Raw genomic sequence first — 20,082 nt, 5'->3', positions numbered from 1 at the left:
GATATTATGGATTGGAATACGAAAGTTACAGATTTATTGGGTATACGATATCCGATCATCCAGGGAGGACTTGCTTACCTGGCTTATTCGGAACTTGCTTCTGCCGTTTCCAGTGCCGGAGGTCTCGGACAGATCACCGCGATGAGTCTGGAATCTCCCGAAGAGCTGAGGAAAGAAATAGAAAAAACGAGAGAAAAAACCGATTTTCCATTCGGTGTAAATTTTGCCATCGGGAACCATGGCCGCCCGTACGAGGATATGGTGAAAGTGGCAGTGGAAGAAGAAGTACCTGTCGTTTCAGTAACAGGTGGTAATCCAAAAGGCGTTCTGGAATTGCTTAAAGGTACTGCGATCAAAAAAATAGTACTTGTAGCTGCAAAACGTCAGGCCGTAAAAGCCGAAGAACTAGGTGCCGACGCCGTTATGGTGGTGGGACAGGAAGGTGGAGGTCACATAGGGCGTTCAGATACAGGGACATTTGTATTGACCCCGGAAGTTGTGGATGCAGTCTCCATACCTGTAATTTCCTCCGGCGGCATTTCGGACGGTCGCGGGCTGATGGCAGCTCTGGCTCTTGGGGCAGAGGGTATCGAGATGGGTACAAGGTTTATTGCTACGGAAGAATGTGTGCACGCTCACGAGGCTTATAAGGACAAAATAGTGAGCGCAGGTACGGACGATACTGCAGTTATCAAAAGGTCTCTCGGCTCTCCGGCACGGGCGCTTGCAAATACATGGACCGAACGAATTCTTTCGCTGGAAGAAGAAGGAGCCGATTACGATAAAATGAAAGATTATATTTCAGGGGAAGCTAATAAGAAGTACATTTACGAAGGAATCGAGCAGGAAGGTTTCGGGTGGGCTGGCCAGGTTTCGGCAAGAATCAGTGAAGTGTTAAGTGTACGGAAATTATTCGATGAAATTATTTCAGAAGCGGAATACATAAGTGAAAAGTGGAGGTGAATTCTAATGGGCTATACTTACCCTATTGATGAGGAGTACTGGTCGAAGGAAGAAATTATAGACGTTGTGAATTTTTACAGCCTGGTTGAGAAAGCTTATGAAGAAGGTGTAAAGAAAGAAGATCTTAAGCTCGCTTATGCGCGTTTTAAACAGATAGTGCCTTCAAAAAGCGAAGAAAAAACTTTGTTCAGGCAATTTGAACAAGTTTCGGAATATTCTCCTTATCATGTAGTCAAAGAGTCCGGCCGGGACGGTGTCAATTATATTAAAATGTGAAGGGACCTTCTTTGGCCCTTCACATTTATTAGATGTTCATTGCCTTTTTGTACAGTGGTAGCAGAGTTTCAAACGTTTTTTGAGCCTCATTGATAAAAGCATTGCCGTCCTTTAATAAATCATCGTCTGAAGAAAAGCGGCGCCCTACGAGAAACTCCCCTTTTTTTACATCCCGGAAACGGTGAAGTGTTTCCGATAAGTTCTCTGCATTGTATGCGAAGGCCTCGTTTTTTGTGTGATCTTTGGATAGTACGTAATGATCAGGGATTTCGGACTTCAGGAAATCGGAATCTTCCAGAAAAGCTTCCGCTATTCTTTCTTTGTCGGGAAGCTCATAAATAAATGCCAGCCAAAGAAAAACGTTGTTTCCCCAGAGACCGATCTGGAAATGGGGAAGTTTCTTGTACCCGCGTTTATTATTTGCGATCGCCGCCCATGTGTCATTTGGAGGGTTTTTGCTTCTGCGGGCATGTTTCGCTACGTGGACGTACATCTCCTCTCCTGTTTCAGCAGAAATCGCCGGTTGAAGTTCATAGGCAATTTCTTCCAGTTTCGGAGAAAGCCGGAATCGGAGCGCTTCCATTCTGTTCTCCAAACCTTCAATAGAAAAAACGTCAAAATCTTTTTCGGAAAAACCGTTGAACCCGTTCATAGTATCACCTCATTTTATAGTAACAATCCAAAGTTTAACACAGATAATGGTAAAAATTTAATGGAGGGGAAGATTATTAGAAAGAATTCAGGGGTACTGTGTCTAAAGCCCACTTTCCGCTAAAGAAGGGGCCTCGCCACGATATGCAACTGAAATCCGTGTGAAGATCAGCGGCTTTTGGTAACATTGAAGATAACACAGGTGTAAAAGGAGCTCATTTAATGGACACTAAACAAATACTGCAGTACGCCAGATCCTGGGTTCTCGAAGCAGGAGAAGACATCAGAGCAAATATTAACGAACCTCTGCAAATAGATACGAAATCAACACCGGACGATCTTGTAACGCAGATGGATCAGCAGACTGAAAAGTTTTTTGCCGATAAAATCAGAAATCAATTTCCGGATCACAGAATATTCAGTGAAGAGGGGATGGGGGACGACATCTCCGACCTTGAAGGAGTCGTATGGATTGTAGACCCTATCGATGGAACTATGAATTTCGTCCATCAGCAGAGGAACTTTGCGATTTCGATAGGGGTGTATGAAGACGGCACGGGCAAAATCGGTTTGATTTATGATGTAATGAATGACGTGCTTTACAGTGCCGTAAAAGGAGAAGGGGCTTACAAAAACGGTAATCGTCTTCCTCAGCTTTCGACTACAGAACCTTTGAAGCGTTCTATATTTTCATTGAATACAACGTGGCTCCTGGAAGAGAACACGCTTGTGGAAGCATCGGGTATAAGGGAACTGGTGAAAAGTCTCAGAAGCACGAGATCCTACGGGTCGGCGGCTCTGGAATTTGCCTTTCTTGCTGAAGGGGTCCTTGACGGATACGTGACTATGAGCCTTATGCCGTGGGATATAGCCGCAGGCAAAGTGCTCGTTGAAGAAGTAGGAGGCGTAGTAACGACAGGAGATAACCGGTCTCTGTCCATGATGGATCGTACGAGTGTGTGTGCTGCAAGAGGGAATATACACGGGGAAACGGTGGAGAACTATATCAACCTTAAGAAATAATGAAAAACCTCCAACATACCAAGGGTCGGCCATAAACTGGCCGGCCCTTTTATATATTGATGAATTGGTAATCCGGGAAGAGCGTTTTTGAGACCGCGGCGTTTCCGGACCGGTCAACGCCAGGGGTGAAGATTATGTATTCTCATTTTTGTTGATTTTGATTCCATAACCCATAATTCCGCCTCCTGCAACGAAAAACAGAGCAGCCAGCCAGAAAAGTTCTATAGCTATAGAGAAGCCCGTAAACACGAAACACAAGATTACAGCAGTCGCCAATAAGATATTCCTCAATATTCTCACCTCGATTCCAATATTAGTATAAAACAAATTAATCGTAACTTAAACAATTGGCACAGCTGCAAATATTTAGTATGATGAGTGAAGATAACTTTGAGGGGGAAGCAACATGCAGGCATCACCAACACTGACAGTTCCTGAAGATTTATGGCCGGTGGCCGATTTCTTTTTCAGAGGTCTCGGTCCTGAGATAAACCTTAACAATGCAGGCGAAGCTGCATCTTTATTCCAAAGCTTCTTCTGGTTATACCTTACTATAGTCATATTGACTGTAATCACTTTCAAGCTCGGTTTCGCTAAGAAGCTGCCATTACTTAAAAACGTCGTGGTCTATACAGTTCTTGTTATCGGTACTTTTCTGTTGACGCTTATGCTCGGGTTAAACTTACCGCTGGCGGAAAGTCTAATTGTAACTGCAGTGGTTCTGGGTCTTTACAGATTGAGGCTCTCCAGAGAGAGAAACGGTAATCAGGCATAGAAAAAGCCTTCTCCAGGCGGGAGAGGGCTTTTTTTACGGGGATCAGGAGAGATAGTGTTCGTTTTTTATCTCGCGACGGAAAATGAAGTTACCTGAATTGACCCGTTTAGCAGTATTGTCGGCGATGCGGTCATGGCACGTCTGGCACATATATGTGGAATTCCTGCGATTGCGGAGTCTTTTAGCCTGAAGACTTTTACTGTCGATGGATTCTATATGTTCACATATAACACATTGTACTCTCATACTACTCACCTCTTCACTGATTGTATCACAGCAGTTGAATATTTTCTCCTCAAAAGAAGCTGTTTTTTAAAAGTTTGAATGGTGTATAATAGGGTAAGATTATATGTAGCACTAAAGGAAAGGGTGGTAAGATGAGAAAGCGATGGAAGCTGGCTTTGGCAGGAGCGATCACAGGTGGAGCTGCTGCATATCTCATGTATGATGAAGAGCGGAGAACTCAAATGACTTCTAAAGTGAGTCAGTTAAGCAAAAAATCAAACGATCTGAGTGATATGCCGATACAGGAAGCCGGCGAACCGGAAGCGGACAATCTCCAAAACTCGAAAATGGTATCGGAGGGGTCCCAGTTCGGAGTCCAGTATTACAATGAGCTGACCGAAAAAGAGAGAGAAATTCTTGAAAAAAGCCGAGACCAGGATTGATAGAAGAACCCCCGTTCCACAAAGGTGAACGGGGGTTCTTTCTGTTGTTTGCTATGTTTCAGTACAGTCGGTATAAACACTGACTATTCAAACCTGATTTTTTTAATTCCCTTAATAGGTTCGTCTTTGTTGGAACCATCCCCCATGTAGAGATGAATAGGGCCGTCATCCTTCAAAGGCTTTCCTTTTTCGGCAAACAGGGCATAAGCGTCACGAATTTCCTCTGCGGTGACTGATTTTTCCCCTTCTGAAGTTTCAAGAACTGCTGTTTTTGCCTCATCATGAATGTCACTTGTATGTAAAAAAGGTAACAGAGGCATTAAAAACGTTCCTTTTACAGCCCGCTCTTTCTCATAGCGGTTTACGCTTTTGTTGACAGGTGGAGTGACTTTCTGCTGGTACATGGCTCTATTGAAGCGTTCCGCCTGTTCGCGCAGTTCATCAATTTCCCTTTCTTCCTCGGAAGTGATTCCGTCTTCAAAAACTTCGGAAAACGTAAGTTTACGATCGTCAAAAATCCAAACGGTGGGGTCCAGGGTAATAGGGTAAGTAACCTTACCGGTAATTTGTACAATCATGGATGATAGCCGCCTTTCCTTAAACAATTTATTTCACATGATAGCAGAATTTCTCCGGCATTTCATTAAATCGGGTCCTACTGTCGCTGAATTTTTATTTTTTTGCTATAATAGGTAAGGATTCGGTGATCGTTATGTTGCATTTCACCTTGATAAACGATAATATTAAATGAAAGAATGCAGAAGAGGGGGGAGTTGAATGTTGTCTGATGTAGCAGTTGATCAGCGGGAGAAAGCATATGCCCTTCTTAAAGCGGACGCAGATAAAATTCTTCAATTAATTAAAGTGCAAATAGATAATTTGACTATGCCTCAGTGCCCGTTATACGAAGAGGTACTGGATACCCAGATGTTCGGATTGTCGCGGGAAATCAATTTTGCGACAAGGTTGAATCTTATAACCGAAGAAGAGGGCAAAGAACTTCTCGACAACCTGGAAAAACAGCTGAATGTTTTACATGAAGCATCTCAACGGTCATAAGTAAAGGCTCAAATTGCGACCTTCAGTTGTAATTTGAGTTTTTTATTACATATACGTTTTCAGAATATTAAAAGGCTTTAGTTAAGGGATGAGATATATGAAAATATGGAAATCATTAGATTTCACTTTAATGTTCGCACCATTGGTACTTATAGGATTCGGCACAGTAATGATCTATAGTGCGAGTATGGTGGATGCACCTGTTAAATTCGAAGTGGAACCGAACCACTTTCTGCTTAAGCAGTTGCAGTGGGCAGTGATTGGACTGGCAGTCTTTCTCGTAGCGGCATTCATCCCTTACAGGCAGTATCGGAGATTCGTTAAACTTACCGTGCTTATTATGATACTGTCACTGGTGGGAGTTTTCATTTTCGGAGAGACGAGGAACAATGCGACGTCCTGGTATGTATTCGGGGGATTCAGTGTCCAGCCCGCCGAATTTGTGAAAGTCGGACTGGTACTTTATTTAGCGTCTGTATATGCAAAAAAGCAGCCCTACATAGATAATTTCACTCAAGGGGTTCTTCCTCCTTTGTATTTGACTTCGCTACTGCTCGGCTTAATCATTATGCAGCCTGATATAGGTACAGCCGCCGTTATAGCAATGATAGCTGCAAGTGTTGTAATTTCTTCCGGGATCAGAATGAAGCACGTAATGATTCTAGTGAGCGGTATAGTGCTCGTCACGGTGCTTGCCAGTCAGCAGATGATAACGGATGAGCGGGCCTCCAGGTTTACGGGCGCCTACCAGCCGTTTGAGACTCCGGAAGCGGACGGTTATCATCTGATCCAGTCTTATATAGCTATTGGCAGTGGCGGTCTGACAGGAGAAGGACTGGGGCAGGGGGTCCAGAAGTTGGGTTACCTGCCTGAACCTCATACAGATTTCATTATGGCGGTCATTGCCGAGGAACTGGGATTCATTGGAGTGGTGATCACTCTTGGTCTTCTGGCTCTCTTCGTGTTACGGGGGCTCTATATAGCTAAGAAGTGCGAAGATCCTTTTGGTTCTTTACTGGCCATAGGGATATCTTCCATGGTCGCTATACAGGCGATAATTAATTTAGGGGCTATGAGCGGGTTGCTTCCTATAACAGGGGTCCCTCTTCCTTTTGTAAGTTATGGCGGGTCGGCTCTGCTGATATTCATGCTCGCAGCGGGGATGCTGAACAGCGTAGCCAGGGGGGTTCGCTTTAATGAAGAGAAAGAAGTGAAAGAAAAAGAACCCGGTCAGTTCAAGGAGAGGACCACCAATAAAAATCGAGGAGTGAAATCATGGCAGAATTAAGGAAAATCAAAAAAGTACTCGTCGCTAACCGCGGGGAAATTGCTATCCGGGTATTTCGTGCATGTACTGAGCTCGATATTAGAACAGTGGCGGTTTATTCTCAGGAAGACACAGGCTCTTATCACAGATATAAAGCGGATGAAGCTTATTTGATCGGGAAAGGAAAGAAACCGATCGACGCTTACCTCGATATCGAAAATATCATAGAAGTGGCCAAGGAAGTAGGGGTGGATGCCATTCACCCGGGCTATGGCTTTTTGTCTGAAAACATCCATTTCGCAACACGCTGTGAAGAGGAAGATATCAAATTCATAGGCCCCGGGAGCAGGCAGCTTGAAATGTTCGGTGACAAGGTGAAGGCGAGAGAGCAGGCGCAAAAAGCTGATATTCCGCTGATTCCGGGTACCGACAAACCCGTAGCCGGAGTGGAAGAAGTACAAAAATTCGGCGAAGAACACGGATATCCGATTATAATCAAAGCTTCTATGGGAGGCGGAGGCCGCGGCATGAGAATTGTCCGGACTCCCGGAGATCTTGAGGAAGCTTTCGAGAGAGCCAGAGGAGAAGCGAAAGCGGCATTTGGCAGTGAAGAAGTCTACGTCGAAAAACTAATTGAAAATCCTAAACATATCGAAGTCCAGATCATCGGTGATGAAGATGGAAATGTGGTACATCTTTATGAACGCGACTGTTCCGTGCAGCGACGGCATCAGAAAGTGGTTGAGATGGCGCCGAGTATGTCCTTGTCCGGCACACTGCGGGAGAATATTTGTGACGCAGCTGTCAAACTGATGCGGAATGTTGGATATGTGAATGCCGGAACTGTGGAATTTCTGGTTGCCGATGGAGAATTTTTCTTTATTGAAGTTAATCCGCGGGTACAGGTGGAACATACAATCACTGAAATGATAACAGGAATTGATATCGTTCAGACTCAAATCAAAGTGGCGGAAGGCCATCCATTGTTTGAAAGTTACATAGGGATACCATCCCAGGAAAACTTAGTTACGAGCGGCTACGCTATTCAATCAAGAGTTACGACGGAAGACCCGCTGAATAACTTCATGCCTGACACCGGAAAAATCATGGCCTACCGTACCGGAGGAGGGTTCGGAGTACGTCTGGATGCAGGTAACGGATTTCAGGGTGCGGTAATTTCCCCGTTCTACGATTCCTTACTTGTAAAAGTGTCTACCTGGGCCCTTACATTTGAACAGGCTGCACAAAAAATGGTCAGAAATTTAAAAGAGTTCCGAATTCGTGGTATCAAAACAAACATTCCTTTTCTGCAAAATGTTATTCAACATCCGCAGTTTATCAACGGCGAATACAGCACCACATTTATTGACAATTCTCCTGAACTATTCGTGTTTCCGAAAAGAAAAGACCGCGGCACCAAAATGCTGCAGCACATAGCTGATAAAACGGTGAACGGATATGATGGAGAAGGCGGCAGAAAGAAACCTGACTATCCAGATCCGCGGGTCCCGGAACTTCCGCGCACTGATGAATTTTCGAAAGGTACCAAACAGATTCTGGATGAAGAAGGGCCGGAAGCACTGATGAATTGGCTGAAAGAACGAAAAGAAGTACTTCTTACTGATACGACGTTCAGGGATGCTCATCAGTCGCTGCTTGCCACCAGGGTGAGAACAAAAGACCTCGAAACGATAGCAGAACCTACGGCACGTCTTCTGCCCGAACTTTTTTCCTTAGAAATGTGGGGAGGAGCTACGTTTGATGTGTCTTACCGCTTTTTGAACGAAGATCCGTGGTCCCGGCTGCTTAACTTACGGGAAAAAGCTCCGAATGTTCTTTTCCAGATGCTGCTCCGTGCTTCCAATGCGGTAGGGTATAAAAACTATCCGGATAACCTGATTGAAGAATTTGTAGAGAAAAGTGCCAATGCAGGAATAGACGTCTTTCGAATTTTCGACAGTCTTAACTGGGTGGAAGGTATGAAACCTGCCATCGAAGCCGTCAGAAAGACAGGTAAAATAGCGGAAGCCGCCATGTGTTATACCGGGGATATTCTGGATTCGGACCGCTCTAAATACGACCTGGATTATTATGTTGAACTGGCAGGCGAACTGGAAGAGGCGGGCGCTCATATCTTAGGGATAAAAGATATGGCAGGACTTCTTAAACCTGAAGCTGCATACCAGCTGATAAGTGCGTTGAAGAAGAAAGTCTCCATTCCTGTGCACCTCCACACCCACGACACAAGCGGGAATGGCATTTTCACGTATGCAAAAGCAGTTGAGGCCGGGGTTGACGTAGTGGATGTTGCTGCAGGTTCAATGGCAGGAATGACTTCCCAGCCGAGTGCTAACAGTTTGTACTATGCTCTCGAAGGCAGTGACAGAAGACCCGGGCTGGATATACAAGCTTATGAGAAACTCGGGCATTACTGGGAAGATATAAGAAATTATTATGAAGACTTTGAAAGCGGCCTGCGTGCCCCTCATACAGAAGTGTATGAACATGAAATGCCGGGCGGCCAGTATTCGAATCTTCAGCAGCAGGCCAAAGCCGTAAGTCTTGGAGACCGGTGGGATGAAGTTAAAAAGATGTACAGTCGGGTGAACAACATGTTCGGGGATATCGTCAAAGTAACTCCTTCCTCAAAGGTGGTGGGGGACATGGCTTTGTTCATGGTGCAAAACGATCTGAACGAAGATGACGTGTATAATAAAGGGGAAGCGATTGATTTCCCGGCCAGTGTCATCGAATTTTTCCAGGGGTATCTGGGCCAGCCCTACCAGGGATTCCCTACCGAACTTCAGCACCTCATTCTGAAAGGAAAAGCGCCTCTTCAAGATCGGCCGGGGAAATTTTTAGACCCTGTTAACTTCAAAGAATTGAAAGAGACGCTGTTCCATAAGCTGGACCGTCAAGTAACAAGCTTCGATATGATAAGCTATGCACTTTATCCTAAAGTTTACATGGATTATCAGAAATTCCTTGATCAGTACGGGGATATGTCGATGCTCGACACCCCCACTTTTTTCTACGGAATGAGACTGGGCGAAGAAATTGCAGTAGACATTGAAAAAGGGAAAACTTTGATAGTGAAACTGGTGTCCATAAGTGAAGCTCAGGAAGACGGAACCAGGACTGCATTTTTTGAGCTTAACGGACAACCGAGGGAAGTAGTTGTAAAAGACAATAGCATAACTGCCACTACAGCCGTGCGACCACAGGCGGACAAATCAGATGAAAAACATATCGGAGCCAGTATGCCCGGTACTGCTGTGAAAGTTATGGCTGCAGCAGGTGAAAAGGTTACTAAAGGGGACCATTTGATGGTGACAGAGGCTATGAAAATGGAAACGACTGTACAGGCTCCTTTTGACGGAACGATTAAAGCCGTTCACGTAACAGATGATTCAGCTATTCACGTGGGAGATCTTCTTATCGAATTTGAATAGAATACAGCCCGGCTTCAGGTGCCGGGCTGTATTTATGAAAAGTCTCCTTGCAAAAATAGTCGTGTAATGGTAAAAATGAATATGTCCTCACATTTACATAGGTTTTACACACTTTTTTCACAACTACGTCACATTTGTATAATTTTATAGCAATTGAATAGATAGAAATATGGTTCCGTGATACAATTAATTTGACGTTTTTTGTGACAATGGTTAATATTTCTGTAACTTTTGTGTACTGAGCAAAAGGCAGGAGGAGGAATATCAAGTGATGGACAATCCGAGGACAGTCGATTCTACGTCTGCTCACGTTATGGAAGAAGAAGCGAACCGGGAGACTTCCCTGGTAAAAGATATTAAAAGTTTAATAAAGGTTGGAATCATCAATTCGAACCTGATCACTACTTTTGCGGGTTTCTGGCTCGCTTTGTACTACACCGGGGCAAGTGTTGTGACAGAATGGGTCACGCTCCTGTGGACGCTCCTTGGTACTGCGCTTGTTATTGCAGGCGGCTGTATTCTGAACAACTGGTATGACAGGGACATCGATCCGATTATGGATCGTACGCAAAACAGACCTACTGTAACAGGGACGATGTCGTTACAGTCTGTTTTAATTGGAGGGCTGATCACTTCAGCAGCCGGTTTTCTCGTTTTGACACTCGCTTCCTGGCAGGCAGCACTTTGGGGAGTGTTCGGATGGATTGTTTACGTAATCCTTTATACGATGTGGTCCAAAAGAAGATATACTTTAAACACGGTTATAGGGAGTTTCTCCGGAGCCGTTCCCCCATTGATAGGCTGGGCTGCTATTGAGCCGGGCCTTCGTATGGAAGCGTGGATGCTGTTTCTTATCATGTTCTTATGGCAGACGCCCCATTTTCTGGCACTTGCTATGAAAAAGAAAGATGATTATGAGAGAGCAGGAGTTCCGATGCTTCCGGTAGTCAAAGGATTTGAGATGACCAAAAGACAGATAGTCGTATATGTCGCATGTCTTCTGCCTTTACCTTTATATCTTGCTTCTTTAGGCGGAGTCTTCCTGACGGTCGCTTATGTATTATCTGTAGGTTGGCTTGTATTGGCATTAGCCGGTTTTGTAATGAAAGATGATAAGAAATGGGCTACATGGATGTTTGTGTACTCCCTTAATTATCTTACAATTCTATTCCTTACAATGGTGCTGGTAACTATGCCATTTCCTTACGTTTGAAATTAGGTGAAAACCTAGTTCACATTAATATACTTTCAAATACAAAAAAGAAAGAGAGGTATTTCACATGAGAGGTTGGATGGGCAAGCTTCGTCCGGTATTCATTTTTAGTGTGCTGGTACTTTTCCTTGCCGGGTGCGGGGAAGAGAACCTGAGTGCACTCAAGCCCAAAGGGTACGGGGCAGATCTATTACTTGATCTTATGGTGATCAGTCTTGCGATTATGACTTTCGTATTCGTGGTCGTCATGGCTATTTATATTTTCGTTCTTATTCGTTACCGTCGTAAAAAGGGTGAGGAGAACTATATCCCTAAACAGACAGAGGGTAACAAATCGCTGGAGATTATCTGGACCGTTATACCGGTACTGCTTCTCCTTATTCTGGCAGTGCCGACTGTACAGGCGACTTTCGACCTTGCAGACGAAAAACCGCGTGAGGAAGACGGTTCGATTACTGTGGAAGTAACCGGTAACCAGTACTGGTGGCACTTTAACTATCCTGATCAGGAAATATCGACCAGTCAGGATCTGTATATTCCAACAGGAGAGCGCGTATACTTAGATATGAAATCAAGTGACGTTATCCACTCGTTCTGGGTACCTTCCATCGCGGGTAAAATGGACACAAACCCTGGTGATAACGAAAACACTATGTACTTAGAAGCTTATGAAGAAGGTGTATACTGGGGACACTGTGCCGAACTTTGTGGTCAGTCACACTCGTTAATGGACTTCAGAGTAGTCGCAGTAAGTTCCGAAGAGTATGATCAGTGGGTTTCCGATATGCAGAACATTGACCCGGAAGCGACACCTGAAACCGCTTCGGCTAAAGACGGACAAAAAGCTTTCGAAAACAGCTGTATGGGCTGTCACGCCATAGGGAACTCTCCAGCAGGTGTGGGGCCGAACCTCAGCAACTTCGGAAACCGTACGAAAATTGCCGGTATTCTCGATCACAACAAAGAAAACCTTGTAGACTGGATTATGGATCCGGATCAGTTCAAACCTGGCAACAAAATGGAAGGCTACAACGTATCTGAAAAAGAAGCACAACAAATAGCTGACTACTTAATGCAGTTAGACCATTCAGAAGTTACTCCTGATTCTGTGAATGGCTCTTCCGGCAAGAAGTAAATAATTAAAAAGGAGGTTATAGTGTGAGTAATGCGATTGTACAACAGCGCGGTATTGGTGCTATGATTTGGGACTATATTACAACGGTTGACCACAAAAAAATTGCGCACCTTTACCTGGTCGCCGGAGGTCTATTCTTCCTGATCGGCGGACTCGAAGCGCTGATAATACGTATCCAGCTGATGCAGCCGGACAGTAACTTTATTTCAGCAGGTCTTTACAACGAGATGATTACGATGCACGGTACTACGATGATATTCCTGGCTGCCATGCCACTTATATTTGCATTGATGAACGCCGTAGTACCATTGCAGATAGGAGCGAGGGACGTAGCATTTCCTTTCCTTAACTCCCTTGGTTTCTGGCTGTTTTTATTTGGAGGTCTATTACTGAACGTTTCCTGGTTTACGGGAGGAGCGCCGGATGCGGGCTGGACTAACTATGCACCGTTATCCTCGACATCTCCGGGACACGGAGTGGATTATTACGTAATGGGGCTTCAGATAGCGGGGGCAGGAACACTGATCGGTGGTATTAACTTCCTGGTAACGATCATTAACATGAGGGCACCTGGTATGACCTATATGCGCATGCCGCTATTTACCTGGACAACATTCATCACCAGCGTTCTGATTCTCTTCGCGTTCCCGGCTCTTACAGTAGGTCTATTCCTTATGATGTTCGATCGTATGTTTGGCTCTGCCTTCTTCGACGTAACTGCCGGAGGAAACGCGATCATTTGGGAACACTTATTCTGGATATTCGGGCACCCGGAAGTTTATATTCTGATTCTTCCTGTGTTCGGGGCATTCAGTGATATTTTCTCTACATTTTCTAAGAAGAGACTTTTCGGTTACTCGGCAATGGTATTTGCAACAGTGCTGATCGGTTTTCTAGGGTTCATGGTTTGGGCCCACCACATGTTTACAGTAGGACTCGGTCCGATTGCAAACTCTATTTTCGCAGTTTCTACTATGGCGATCGCCGTACCTACAGGAATCAAGATCTTTAACTGGCTGTTTACCATGTGGGGCGGAAGTATTAAACTAAGTGTCGCTATGCTCTGGGCACTCGGATTCATACCTACATTTACAATAGGAGGTATGACTGGGGTAATGCTCGGTTCAGCAGCAGCTGACTACCAGTATCACGATACATACTTCGTGGTTGCCCACTTCCACTACGTTATTGTCGGTGGTACAGTATTTGGTCTATTTGCGGCTATGCACTACTGGTGGCCGAAGATGTTCGGAAAAGTACTGAACGAGAAACTGGGTCACTTAGGTTTCTGGCCATTTTTCATCGGTTTCCATCTGACATTCTTTATCCAGCACTTCCTGGGACTGATGGGAATGCCTAGACGTTACTGGACATATTTCGAAGGTCAGGGTCTTGCAACCGGTAACCTGATCAGTACAATAGGTGCCTTCCTGATGGCTATCGGAACTCTGATATTCCTGTATAACGTAATTTATACAGCAATTAAGGAACCTAAAGCTTCTGCAGATCCTTGGGACGGTCGTACTCTCGAATGGTCCCTGCCGTCTGCACCTCCATTTTATAATTTTAAACAGACTCCACTCGTACGTGGACTGGATCCATTATGGATCGAGAAGATGGAAGGAAGAAAAGGTATTACTCCTGCGGAACCGCTTGGTGATATTCACATGCCTAATGGCTCTATACTTCCATTCCTGATGTCAATGGGTCTGTTTATTGCAGGCTTCGGATTTATTTATCAGGTAGACAACAAACTGTGGTTTATAGCAGTTGCTGTCGGCATGGGACTTTTCTTCGCTTCCATGTTCACCAGATCGTTCAAAGATGATCTCGGTTATCATATTCATAAAGAAGATCTTATTGAAAAGGGGGATGGCAAAGAATGAGTCATGACGACGTTTTAAATCCAAAACATATGCCCCATGATCCGGAAAAAGCCACCCTTGAAGGAAAAAATAAATTTGTCGGTTTCTGGATGTTCCTCGGAGGAGAGACGGTACTTTTCGCCTCTCTCTTCGGAACATATCTGGCTCTGTCCGGATCTACATCCGGCGACAACACTCCCGAAAACCTGTTTGGGCTAGAGCTTGTTTTCATAATGACTATGCTGCTGCTGACAAGTTCTTTGACCAGCGTGTATGCTATGTACCATATGAAGAACCACAATTTCAAAAAAATGCAGCTCTGGTTGGGAGTTACAGTACTTCTGGGACTTGGTTTTCTTGGATGCGAAATTTATGAATTTTACCACTATATCCACGAATACGGATTCACGTTCCGTTCTTCTGCCTTCGGATCCGGGTTTTATACATTGGTCGGTTTCCACGGAGGACACGTTCTATTTGGTCTTTTCTGGATAACTTCATTGATGATCCGGAACCAGAAACGCGGTTTGAATTTGTATAACGCACCTAAATTCTATATATCCAGTCTTTACTGGCACTTCATTGACGTAGTGTGGGTCTTCATTTTCACCGTAGTATACCTACTAGGAAAGGTGGGGTAAGCGATGTCGGAACGTACGGAGAACGTATCAAGGCACAAATTGAATGTACGGAAAGATGAGAACAAAGAAGAAATGGTGCAGCAGGTCATTACTTTTGCGCTCATGATCCTGTTTACCCTTATTGCTTTTAGTATGGTAATCCTGGACATCAGTTCTTATTTCATAAAACCGACACTTCTTTTACTAGCTGGAGTTCAGGTAGCATTCCAGTTGTTCTATTTTATGCATATGAAGAACAAAGGGCATTTCATGCCGACCATCATCATGTTCGGCGGAATGACAATTGCACTTGCAACTATTATTACTTTTACTACAATCATTTGGTGGTAAAACAAAAACCGGGGGCTCTCCTCCGGTTTTTTCGTGTAAAAGTATATAAATTCCACATCCGTTTTTCCTTCAGCTAAATTCCTGAGAAGACTGACATAATATTTGGGGAGAAGAAAGGAATTGAAAGATGTGCAGAGAAAGAACTTCAACTAAGCAAATTTGACATTTTAGAAAACAATAGGGTATATATCTATTATTTTCGAACGTTGTGATTTAAAATAACAGGTAGCAAGTTATTTTAAGGGGTGAGATAGATGTGGTTAGAATTACAAATATTCGGATTCCGGGCATTGTGGAGCCCTTTCTATATGATTTTCGTTGCCGTACTTGCTTTGGTATACTTTTATCTGACAGGGCCGGGCCGGCGTAATGATAAGGAGAAAGCGACTGGTTTCCAACAGATCACGTTTTTCTCAGGTTTAGTGCTCCTTTACATAGTTAAAGGGTCTCCCATAGATCTAATGGCGCACATCATGTTTGCCGCTCATATGACCCAGATGGCTCTGTACTATCTCGTGTTTCCTTTTCTGATCATTAATGGAGTGCCGGGTGAGGTTTGGAGAAGAATTTTTGACCGTCCGGTAATACGGCCGTTTCTGAAGTTCATTACAAAACCGTTGTTGTCACTATTACTGTTTAGCGGTTTCTTTTCCATGTACCACGTGCCTGCAGTTTTTGATTTCGCCAAATCGAACGAAATCGTCCACGCCGGTTTTTCCACCACTATCCTTTTCTTCGCTTTTTGTATGTGGGTATCCGTCTTCCCTCCTACGGAAGGAGTAGACAGACTCGGACCTTTACTGAAGATAGGCATCATTTTCGGAAGTGGTGTTTTACTGACCCCTGCATGTGCTCTGATTATTTTCTCTGATGCTCCGCTGTATGCGACATATACGCAGTCCGGTGCCTGGATGGACGCTCTCAGTCTATGTGTACCTACCGGAGTTCTTGAAGGGCTGGCAGGTTCACTGAACGGGCCGGAATTCTTTACGTCCATGCCTCTGCTGCAGGATCAGCAGCTTGGCGGGATCATCATGAAAATAATGCAGGAAGTTATTTTTGCGGCTATCATCGGGCACATCTTTTTCTCATGGTTCAACAAGGAACGAAATATAATCGATCCTATACCGGAAGTAACGATGGAACAAAATGAATATGTACAGGAGAGATAACAATGCCCTTATTGCCGACAATTAGTACAACTTTTATTGTACTAAGTGCTGTTCTGGTGGGGATCGGCTGGATTCTCATAGCTAATGATAAAAGATCAGCTCATAAGAAAGTTATGCTTGCAGCTGCACTCAGCGCTCTGATATTTTTCATAATTTACGTAAGCCGGACCGTCTTCGTCGGAAATACAAGCTTTGGAGGACCTGAGGAATACAAGATTTATTATACGGTATTTCTGATTTTCCATATAACGCTTGCGACAACCGGAGCGGTGTTCGGTATTATCACGATCATCCTTGCGCTTAAACGGAATATTAAAAAGCATCGCAAGATCGGACCGGTCACCAGTATCATATGGTTTTTTACTGCGATAACCGGAGTGGCCGTCTATCTTCTGCTATATATTATATATGACGGGGGAGACACGACCAGCGTCATTAAAGCGATTCTGGGTACATGATCGGTAGCGTAAATAGAAAATTCAGGAAAAATTACAAAAAGCGGTCTGTACGGGGGAAAGCCCCAAGCAGACCGCTTTTTATGAGGAATATTATATTTATTTACGTCATTTTACTGAAATTCCTCACGAGTGAAGATTAATGTGAGAAACCGGTATATTAAAGTCTTACATTCAACTTGATCAGCCCGGCTTCTTTAGCGGAATTGAAGGCTATGATGACGAGAGGACCTACGAAAAATCCAAGTACCCCTATCAGTTTCAGACCTATATACATTGCTACAAGAGTAGCGAGCGGGGACAGGCCAATCTGTGTTCCCATGACTTTGGGTTCGACCGTACGTCGTATGGCCAGCAGGACGATAGCTAGCACCATAAGTTGAGTTCCGGTCGCAACATCTCCGGTAGCGTACATGTAAACGGACCAGGGGCCTATAATGGCGATGGAACCGATAATCGGAATGAAATCTACTGCCCAGGTGATCAGAGCCATAAGAATAGCGACTTCGGGTGAAATGAAGAGAAGTGCCACCAGCGTAACTACAAATATAATGATACTGACCTGGAACTGTGCTTTCAGAAAACCGAATACGACATAGCTGAGACGTGCATTCATGAACTGAACCTTTTCGGAAGTTTCTTCGGTCAAGTAGGAATGCATTTTCGTTTTCAGCCTTGGCAGTTCCAGCATAAACAGAAAGAGAGCGATCAGGTACACGAGCAGACTTACTATCAGATTAGGTATTTTAGCTGCCAGTGCAGTTACATTTTCTATGTTTAATGTATCGGTAAGTCTTTCGGTGGACCTTTCCAAACTCTCTTCGATACGATCGGAAGTCTCGTCAATGAACTCCTTAGGCAGCATTTCTGTAAGGTTGTTCATATTATCTTTTAAATCGATGACTACCTGGTTCAGCTGGGAAATATAAAGAGGGGCGTTATCAATCAGATGTATGATTTGAGCTACAGCTCTTGTTACGGCGAATGTACCTACGAGCCCTAGAAGTAAAAGAAACAAGAGAAATACGATAGACACGGCAAATTGCCGGCCTATATGGAACCTATACTGAAACCAGCGTACCGACGGGTTCAGAAATAGGGCGGTGATGAAGGCGATTATGAGGGGAACTGCTACAGGCAGTATGAAATAAGCTGCTGCGAGCCCGATAATTGTAAGAAAGATCAATGTCCATTGACGTTTAGTTATTTGTTTAAACAACGCGGGGCCGTGTCTCCTTTCCCTTAAGAAATCGTTCGAAAAAAGAGTCGCCCATCATTCACGATGCGCGACTCCCAATCCATTACTCGTCTGTCTGGTTCGCTTTTGCCGGAGCCTGTACTTTGCTTATCAAATAATGAGACTTATCGATTAAATCTTTGGAGAATCCTTCTTCCTCACCATACTCGACTCCATGAGGATAATAATGCTTTCCGAGCAGCGGAGTCATAAGTTTCATAACGGCATTTCCTTTATCTACGTCTCCACTGAGAGCATACCCCTGGATTCTTACGTAATAAGTGATGTTCGTTTCAGGGGATTCGATTTTATGATCGTATGTAACCCTTTCATAGTCCCAGGATCCGCCGAGCATAAACCCGTTTGATTCCATGATACGTGTCAACGTCTTCACGTCGAGTACTAAATCTTCGATACCAGTGTTTTCTAATTTCATACTCTCCACCTCACAACAAATTATGTATAGTTAACATTTTATTATGAAAAGAAGAAAGTTGCAATTAAACCGGAAGGGTTTATCGTTAATTTTAGTCTTTTTCACGCGAAAGGGGAATTTCTCAAGAACGATTTTCTTATGTGTATTAGTCTGATATGATAAAGGAGGAGGTGAATCCCTTTTATGCTAGCTACTATGGAAATTGTAGACTTGTTGGATAGATCGGAAGAGATAGGCCAGATAATAATGAAATCAGACGTTATGGAAGAGTTCTATGAGGCGAAATCCGACCTTGCCAAAGATGAAGAAGCTCAGACTCTCATACGTAATTTTAATAAAATGAAAGATCAATATGAAGAAGTGCAGCGTTTCGGAAGATATCATCCCGATTACAGTAAAATTATGAAAAGTATCCGAAGTGTGAAAAGAGAAATGGATATGCACCCGAGCGTCGCCCGCTACAAGCGTGCTGAACGTGAACTTCAGAAGCTGCTCGATGATATCAGCCAGGACGTGGCTTTCAGCGTAAGTGAACAGATTAAAGTCCCACGGAACGGGATGGTGTTCACAGACACCGGCTGTTCATGCGGCAGTGGCGGCGGCTGTGGCTGTTCTTAAGAAGGATGTGTGAAACATGAGAGTTAAAAGACAGGGGATTATCGTTTATTTTCAGCAGATGAAAAATGTTCGTCACCTGAAGAAATACGGGCATTTGATTCACGCTTCCAAAAAACGGAAATATGCGGTTATTTACGTGAACCGGGAAGAACTTGAGGAAAAGATGGAGACACTGAATAAATTATCTTATGTACTCCGCGTGGAACCTTCCTGGAAACCGCAGGTAGAAACGGATTTTGAAAACGCCAAGCCCGATAAAGCTAAAGAATATGACTATAAGTTCGGTATATAGTTACGATCACGCATTCTTATAGATATATTAACCCTGACCGGGCACAAATGACCTGGTCGGGGTTATTTAGTTTTGAACGATCACGTAAGCCTTGCCAGGGCCTTGTTACTTCTTAATATTCCTATCAGATACTGATAGTATAAATCAGTTTCAGGAAACATCGTAGATGGTTTTAGCGTATATTCCTGAATTTCCACTCCGATTTCGTCCGTCATTTCTTTGAACAGATCGAACCTGGTGTTCGGAATCTCATGAGGATTTGGTATTCCTTCCCTGCATATATATATGGGCTGAAACTTTTCGGCCGGCTTCATTATTAAGGCGAGAGACGTTTTCGGTTTTCCGTCAATTTCGCTGTGAAAAGCAAGGGCGGCTTCAACACGGGCGGGCATACGTTTCCCCAGTTCAACAAGTTCATAGATATCCGTGTAACCTTCCCCCAGTTCAATGAATTTCTGTCTCATAAGTATTTCTCCTTTCTTCCCTGCATCATTATTACTCTAGCACGCCAGCTCTTTGTAATAAACCGTTTATATAAAACAGTGGTCAGCCCT

24 protein-coding genes are annotated in these 20,082 nt (G+C 44.0%); 17 read left to right on the top strand and 7 right to left on the bottom strand.

What is annotated here, in order from left to right; all coding sequences use genetic code 11:
• Nucleotides 1–6 precede the first annotated feature (6 nt).
• Both BLU03_RS01240 and BLU03_RS01235 read left to right on the top strand, forming a co-directional pair.
• A complete protein-coding gene (locus BLU03_RS01240; RefSeq protein ID WP_076570230.1) occupies nt 7–963 on the top strand; it encodes an NAD(P)H-dependent flavin oxidoreductase in 957 nt (318 codons plus the stop codon).
• A gap of 6 nt (nt 964–969) precedes the next feature.
• A complete protein-coding gene (locus BLU03_RS01235) occupies nt 970–1,239 on the top strand; it encodes a UPF0223 family protein (protein ID WP_076570233.1) in 270 nt (89 codons plus the stop codon).
• 28 nt (nt 1,240–1,267) lie between these two features.
• Here the strand turns inward: BLU03_RS01235 and BLU03_RS01230 are convergent, their stop codons facing one another.
• A complete protein-coding gene (locus BLU03_RS01230) occupies nt 1,268–1,891 on the bottom strand; it encodes a YktB family protein (RefSeq protein ID WP_076570236.1) in 624 nt (207 codons plus the stop codon).
• Between the two features lie 221 nt (nt 1,892–2,112).
• On the opposite strand from BLU03_RS01230, the gene BLU03_RS01225 reads away from it, so the two are divergent.
• Nucleotides 2,113–2,913, top strand: a complete 801-nt coding sequence (locus BLU03_RS01225; RefSeq protein WP_093104991.1) for an inositol monophosphatase family protein — start codon at nt 2,113–2,115, stop codon at nt 2,911–2,913.
• A gap of 132 nt (nt 2,914–3,045) precedes the next feature.
• On the opposite strand, the gene BLU03_RS13500 is transcribed toward BLU03_RS01225, so the two are convergent.
• A complete protein-coding gene (locus BLU03_RS13500) occupies nt 3,046–3,204 on the bottom strand; it encodes a hypothetical protein (protein ID WP_158221308.1) in 159 nt (52 codons plus the stop codon).
• A 115-nt stretch (nt 3,205–3,319) separates the two neighbouring features.
• On the opposite strand from BLU03_RS13500, the gene BLU03_RS01220 reads away from it, so the two are divergent.
• Nucleotides 3,320–3,688, top strand: coding sequence for a YlaH-like family protein (locus BLU03_RS01220; RefSeq protein ID WP_093104989.1), 369 nt, complete (start codon nt 3,320–3,322; stop codon nt 3,686–3,688).
• Between the two features lie 42 nt (nt 3,689–3,730).
• On the opposite strand, the gene BLU03_RS01215 is transcribed toward BLU03_RS01220, so the two are convergent.
• Complete coding sequence (locus BLU03_RS01215; protein ID WP_093104986.1) at nt 3,731–3,934, bottom strand: YlaI family protein; 204 nt, start codon at nt 3,932–3,934, stop codon at nt 3,731–3,733.
• 131 nt (nt 3,935–4,065) lie between these two features.
• Between BLU03_RS01215 and BLU03_RS01210 the strand changes: the two genes are divergently transcribed.
• A complete protein-coding gene (locus BLU03_RS01210; protein WP_076570247.1) occupies nt 4,066–4,356 on the top strand; it encodes a hypothetical protein in 291 nt (96 codons plus the stop codon).
• A gap of 83 nt (nt 4,357–4,439) precedes the next feature.
• Here the strand turns inward: BLU03_RS01210 and BLU03_RS01205 are convergent, their stop codons facing one another.
• Nucleotides 4,440–4,934 (bottom strand): hypothetical protein, encoded by a 495-nt coding sequence (locus tag BLU03_RS01205; protein ID WP_076570249.1) that lies wholly within the window; start codon nt 4,932–4,934, stop codon nt 4,440–4,442.
• Nucleotides 4,935–5,133: 199 nt separating this feature from the next.
• On the opposite strand from BLU03_RS01205, the gene BLU03_RS01200 reads away from it, so the two are divergent.
• The 10 genes from BLU03_RS01200 (at nt 5,134) to BLU03_RS01155 (ending at nt 16,948) form a co-directional block, all read left to right on the top strand.
• Nucleotides 5,134–5,415 carry a YlaN family protein gene (locus BLU03_RS01200; protein WP_008589694.1) on the top strand — a complete coding sequence of 94 codons (282 nt, stop codon included), beginning with the start codon at nt 5,134–5,136 and terminating at the stop codon, nt 5,413–5,415.
• A gap of 97 nt (nt 5,416–5,512) precedes the next feature.
• On the top strand, nt 5,513–6,703 hold the full coding sequence (ftsW, locus tag BLU03_RS01195) for a putative lipid II flippase FtsW (protein ID WP_076570251.1): 1,191 nt from the start codon (nt 5,513–5,515) through the stop codon (nt 6,701–6,703).
• The gene (gene pyc / locus BLU03_RS01190; protein WP_093104984.1) at nt 6,691–10,134 is read left to right on the top strand and encodes a pyruvate carboxylase; all 3,444 of its coding nucleotides are present in this window, start codon (nt 6,691–6,693) and stop codon (nt 10,132–10,134) included. Before ftsW ends, pyc begins: the two co-directional genes overlap by 13 nt.
• Before the next feature lie 271 nt (nt 10,135–10,405).
• Entirely contained in the window at nt 10,406–11,347 is a 942-nt protein-coding gene (gene cyoE, locus BLU03_RS01185; protein WP_093105588.1) for a heme o synthase, read from the top strand.
• Nucleotides 11,348–11,414: 67 nt separating this feature from the next.
• Complete coding sequence (gene coxB / locus BLU03_RS01180; protein WP_076570257.1) at nt 11,415–12,482, top strand: cytochrome c oxidase subunit II; 1,068 nt, start codon at nt 11,415–11,417, stop codon at nt 12,480–12,482.
• Nucleotides 12,483–12,544: 62 nt separating this feature from the next.
• Nucleotides 12,545–14,368 (top strand): cytochrome c oxidase subunit I, encoded by a 1,824-nt coding sequence (gene ctaD / locus BLU03_RS01175; RefSeq protein WP_143023809.1) that lies wholly within the window; start codon nt 12,545–12,547, stop codon nt 14,366–14,368.
• Nucleotides 14,365–14,988 carry a cytochrome (ubi)quinol oxidase subunit III gene (locus tag BLU03_RS01170; protein ID WP_008589707.1) on the top strand — a complete coding sequence of 208 codons (624 nt, stop codon included), beginning with the start codon at nt 14,365–14,367 and terminating at the stop codon, nt 14,986–14,988. The genes ctaD and BLU03_RS01170 overlap by 4 nt, the downstream gene beginning before the upstream one ends.
• 3 nt (nt 14,989–14,991) lie before the next feature.
• Nucleotides 14,992–15,318: a cytochrome c oxidase subunit IVB gene (ctaF, locus tag BLU03_RS01165; RefSeq protein ID WP_076570260.1), complete on the top strand. Its 327-nt coding sequence runs from the start codon at nt 14,992–14,994 to the stop codon at nt 15,316–15,318.
• Nucleotides 15,319–15,572: 254 nt separating this feature from the next.
• Entirely contained in the window at nt 15,573–16,490 is a 918-nt protein-coding gene (gene ctaG / locus BLU03_RS01160) for a cytochrome c oxidase assembly factor CtaG (RefSeq protein WP_076570263.1), read from the top strand.
• 2 nt (nt 16,491–16,492) lie between these two features.
• Nucleotides 16,493–16,948 carry a DUF420 domain-containing protein gene (locus tag BLU03_RS01155; RefSeq protein WP_008589712.1) on the top strand — a complete coding sequence of 152 codons (456 nt, stop codon included), beginning with the start codon at nt 16,493–16,495 and terminating at the stop codon, nt 16,946–16,948.
• A gap of 157 nt (nt 16,949–17,105) precedes the next feature.
• On the opposite strand, the gene ytvI is transcribed toward BLU03_RS01155, so the two are convergent.
• Together ytvI and BLU03_RS01145 are read right to left on the bottom strand one after the other, a co-directional pair.
• A complete protein-coding gene (ytvI, locus tag BLU03_RS01150) occupies nt 17,106–18,164 on the bottom strand; it encodes a sporulation integral membrane protein YtvI (protein ID WP_008589714.1) in 1,059 nt (352 codons plus the stop codon).
• A gap of 82 nt (nt 18,165–18,246) precedes the next feature.
• Complete coding sequence (locus tag BLU03_RS01145) at nt 18,247–18,618, bottom strand: YugN family protein (protein WP_008589716.1); 372 nt, start codon at nt 18,616–18,618, stop codon at nt 18,247–18,249.
• Between the two features lie 183 nt (nt 18,619–18,801).
• Between BLU03_RS01145 and BLU03_RS01140 the strand changes: the two genes are divergently transcribed.
• Together BLU03_RS01140 and BLU03_RS01135 are read left to right on the top strand one after the other, a co-directional pair.
• Complete coding sequence (locus BLU03_RS01140) at nt 18,802–19,236, top strand: YlbF family regulator (protein ID WP_008589718.1); 435 nt, start codon at nt 18,802–18,804, stop codon at nt 19,234–19,236.
• Nucleotides 19,237–19,252: 16 nt separating this feature from the next.
• Entirely contained in the window at nt 19,253–19,528 is a 276-nt protein-coding gene (locus tag BLU03_RS01135) for a YlbG family protein (RefSeq protein ID WP_008589720.1), read from the top strand.
• A gap of 80 nt (nt 19,529–19,608) precedes the next feature.
• Here BLU03_RS01135 and BLU03_RS01130 read toward each other — a convergent pair whose 3' ends face one another.
• The gene (locus BLU03_RS01130; RefSeq protein ID WP_008589722.1) at nt 19,609–19,992 is read right to left on the bottom strand and encodes a DUF7147 family protein; all 384 of its coding nucleotides are present in this window, start codon (nt 19,990–19,992) and stop codon (nt 19,609–19,611) included.
• Between the last annotated feature and the right edge of the window lie 90 nt (nt 19,993–20,082).

Source organism: Salimicrobium album (assembly GCF_900107115.1).
Taxonomy (GTDB): domain Bacteria; phylum Bacillota; class Bacilli; order Bacillales; family Halobacillaceae; genus Salimicrobium; species Salimicrobium album.
Note: the sequence above shows the minus strand (reverse complement) of the source record. Positions and strands in the feature narration are given on the sequence as shown.

What these genes read in the sequence shown, in the direction of transcription:
- BLU03_RS01220 (WP_093104989.1), top strand. Translation starts at nt 3,320, where the DNA reads ATGCAGGCATCACCAACACTGACAGTTCCTGAAGATTTATGGCCGGTG.
- BLU03_RS01210 (WP_076570247.1), top strand. Translation starts at nt 4,066, where the DNA reads ATGAGAAAGCGATGGAAGCTGGCTTTGGCAGGAGCGATCACAGGTGGA.
- BLU03_RS01135 (WP_008589720.1), top strand. Translation starts at nt 19,253, where the DNA reads ATGAGAGTTAAAAGACAGGGGATTATCGTTTATTTTCAGCAGATGAAA.
- BLU03_RS01240 (WP_076570230.1), top strand. Translation starts at nt 7, where the DNA reads ATGGATTGGAATACGAAAGTTACAGATTTATTGGGTATACGATATCCG.
- cyoE (WP_093105588.1), top strand. Translation starts at nt 10,406, where the DNA reads ATGGACAATCCGAGGACAGTCGATTCTACGTCTGCTCACGTTATGGAA.
- ctaD (WP_143023809.1), top strand. Translation starts at nt 12,545, where the DNA reads ATGATTTGGGACTATATTACAACGGTTGACCACAAAAAAATTGCGCAC.
- BLU03_RS01145 (WP_008589716.1), bottom strand. Translation starts at nt 18,618, where the DNA reads ATGAAATTAGAAAACACTGGTATCGAAGATTTAGTACTCGACGTGAAG.
- BLU03_RS01225 (WP_093104991.1), top strand. Translation starts at nt 2,113, where the DNA reads ATGGACACTAAACAAATACTGCAGTACGCCAGATCCTGGGTTCTCGAA.
- BLU03_RS01230 (WP_076570236.1), bottom strand. Translation starts at nt 1,891, where the DNA reads ATGAACGGGTTCAACGGTTTTTCCGAAAAAGATTTTGACGTTTTTTCT.
- ctaG (WP_076570263.1), top strand. Translation starts at nt 15,573, where the DNA reads ATGTGGTTAGAATTACAAATATTCGGATTCCGGGCATTGTGGAGCCCT.
- BLU03_RS01140 (WP_008589718.1), top strand. Translation starts at nt 18,802, where the DNA reads ATGCTAGCTACTATGGAAATTGTAGACTTGTTGGATAGATCGGAAGAG.
- coxB (WP_076570257.1), top strand. Translation starts at nt 11,415, where the DNA reads ATGAGAGGTTGGATGGGCAAGCTTCGTCCGGTATTCATTTTTAGTGTG.
- BLU03_RS01170 (WP_008589707.1), top strand. Translation starts at nt 14,365, where the DNA reads ATGAGTCATGACGACGTTTTAAATCCAAAACATATGCCCCATGATCCG.
- BLU03_RS01200 (WP_008589694.1), top strand. Translation starts at nt 5,134, where the DNA reads ATGTTGTCTGATGTAGCAGTTGATCAGCGGGAGAAAGCATATGCCCTT.
- pyc (WP_093104984.1), top strand. Translation starts at nt 6,691, where the DNA reads ATGGCAGAATTAAGGAAAATCAAAAAAGTACTCGTCGCTAACCGCGGG.
- BLU03_RS01155 (WP_008589712.1), top strand. Translation starts at nt 16,493, where the DNA reads ATGCCCTTATTGCCGACAATTAGTACAACTTTTATTGTACTAAGTGCT.
- BLU03_RS01130 (WP_008589722.1), bottom strand. Translation starts at nt 19,992, where the DNA reads ATGAGACAGAAATTCATTGAACTGGGGGAAGGTTACACGGATATCTAT.
- ctaF (WP_076570260.1), top strand. Translation starts at nt 14,992, where the DNA reads ATGTCGGAACGTACGGAGAACGTATCAAGGCACAAATTGAATGTACGG.
- BLU03_RS01205 (WP_076570249.1), bottom strand. Translation starts at nt 4,934, where the DNA reads ATGATTGTACAAATTACCGGTAAGGTTACTTACCCTATTACCCTGGAC.
- ftsW (WP_076570251.1), top strand. Translation starts at nt 5,513, where the DNA reads ATGAAAATATGGAAATCATTAGATTTCACTTTAATGTTCGCACCATTG.
- BLU03_RS01235 (WP_076570233.1), top strand. Translation starts at nt 970, where the DNA reads ATGGGCTATACTTACCCTATTGATGAGGAGTACTGGTCGAAGGAAGAA.
- BLU03_RS01215 (WP_093104986.1), bottom strand. Translation starts at nt 3,934, where the DNA reads ATGAGAGTACAATGTGTTATATGTGAACATATAGAATCCATCGACAGT.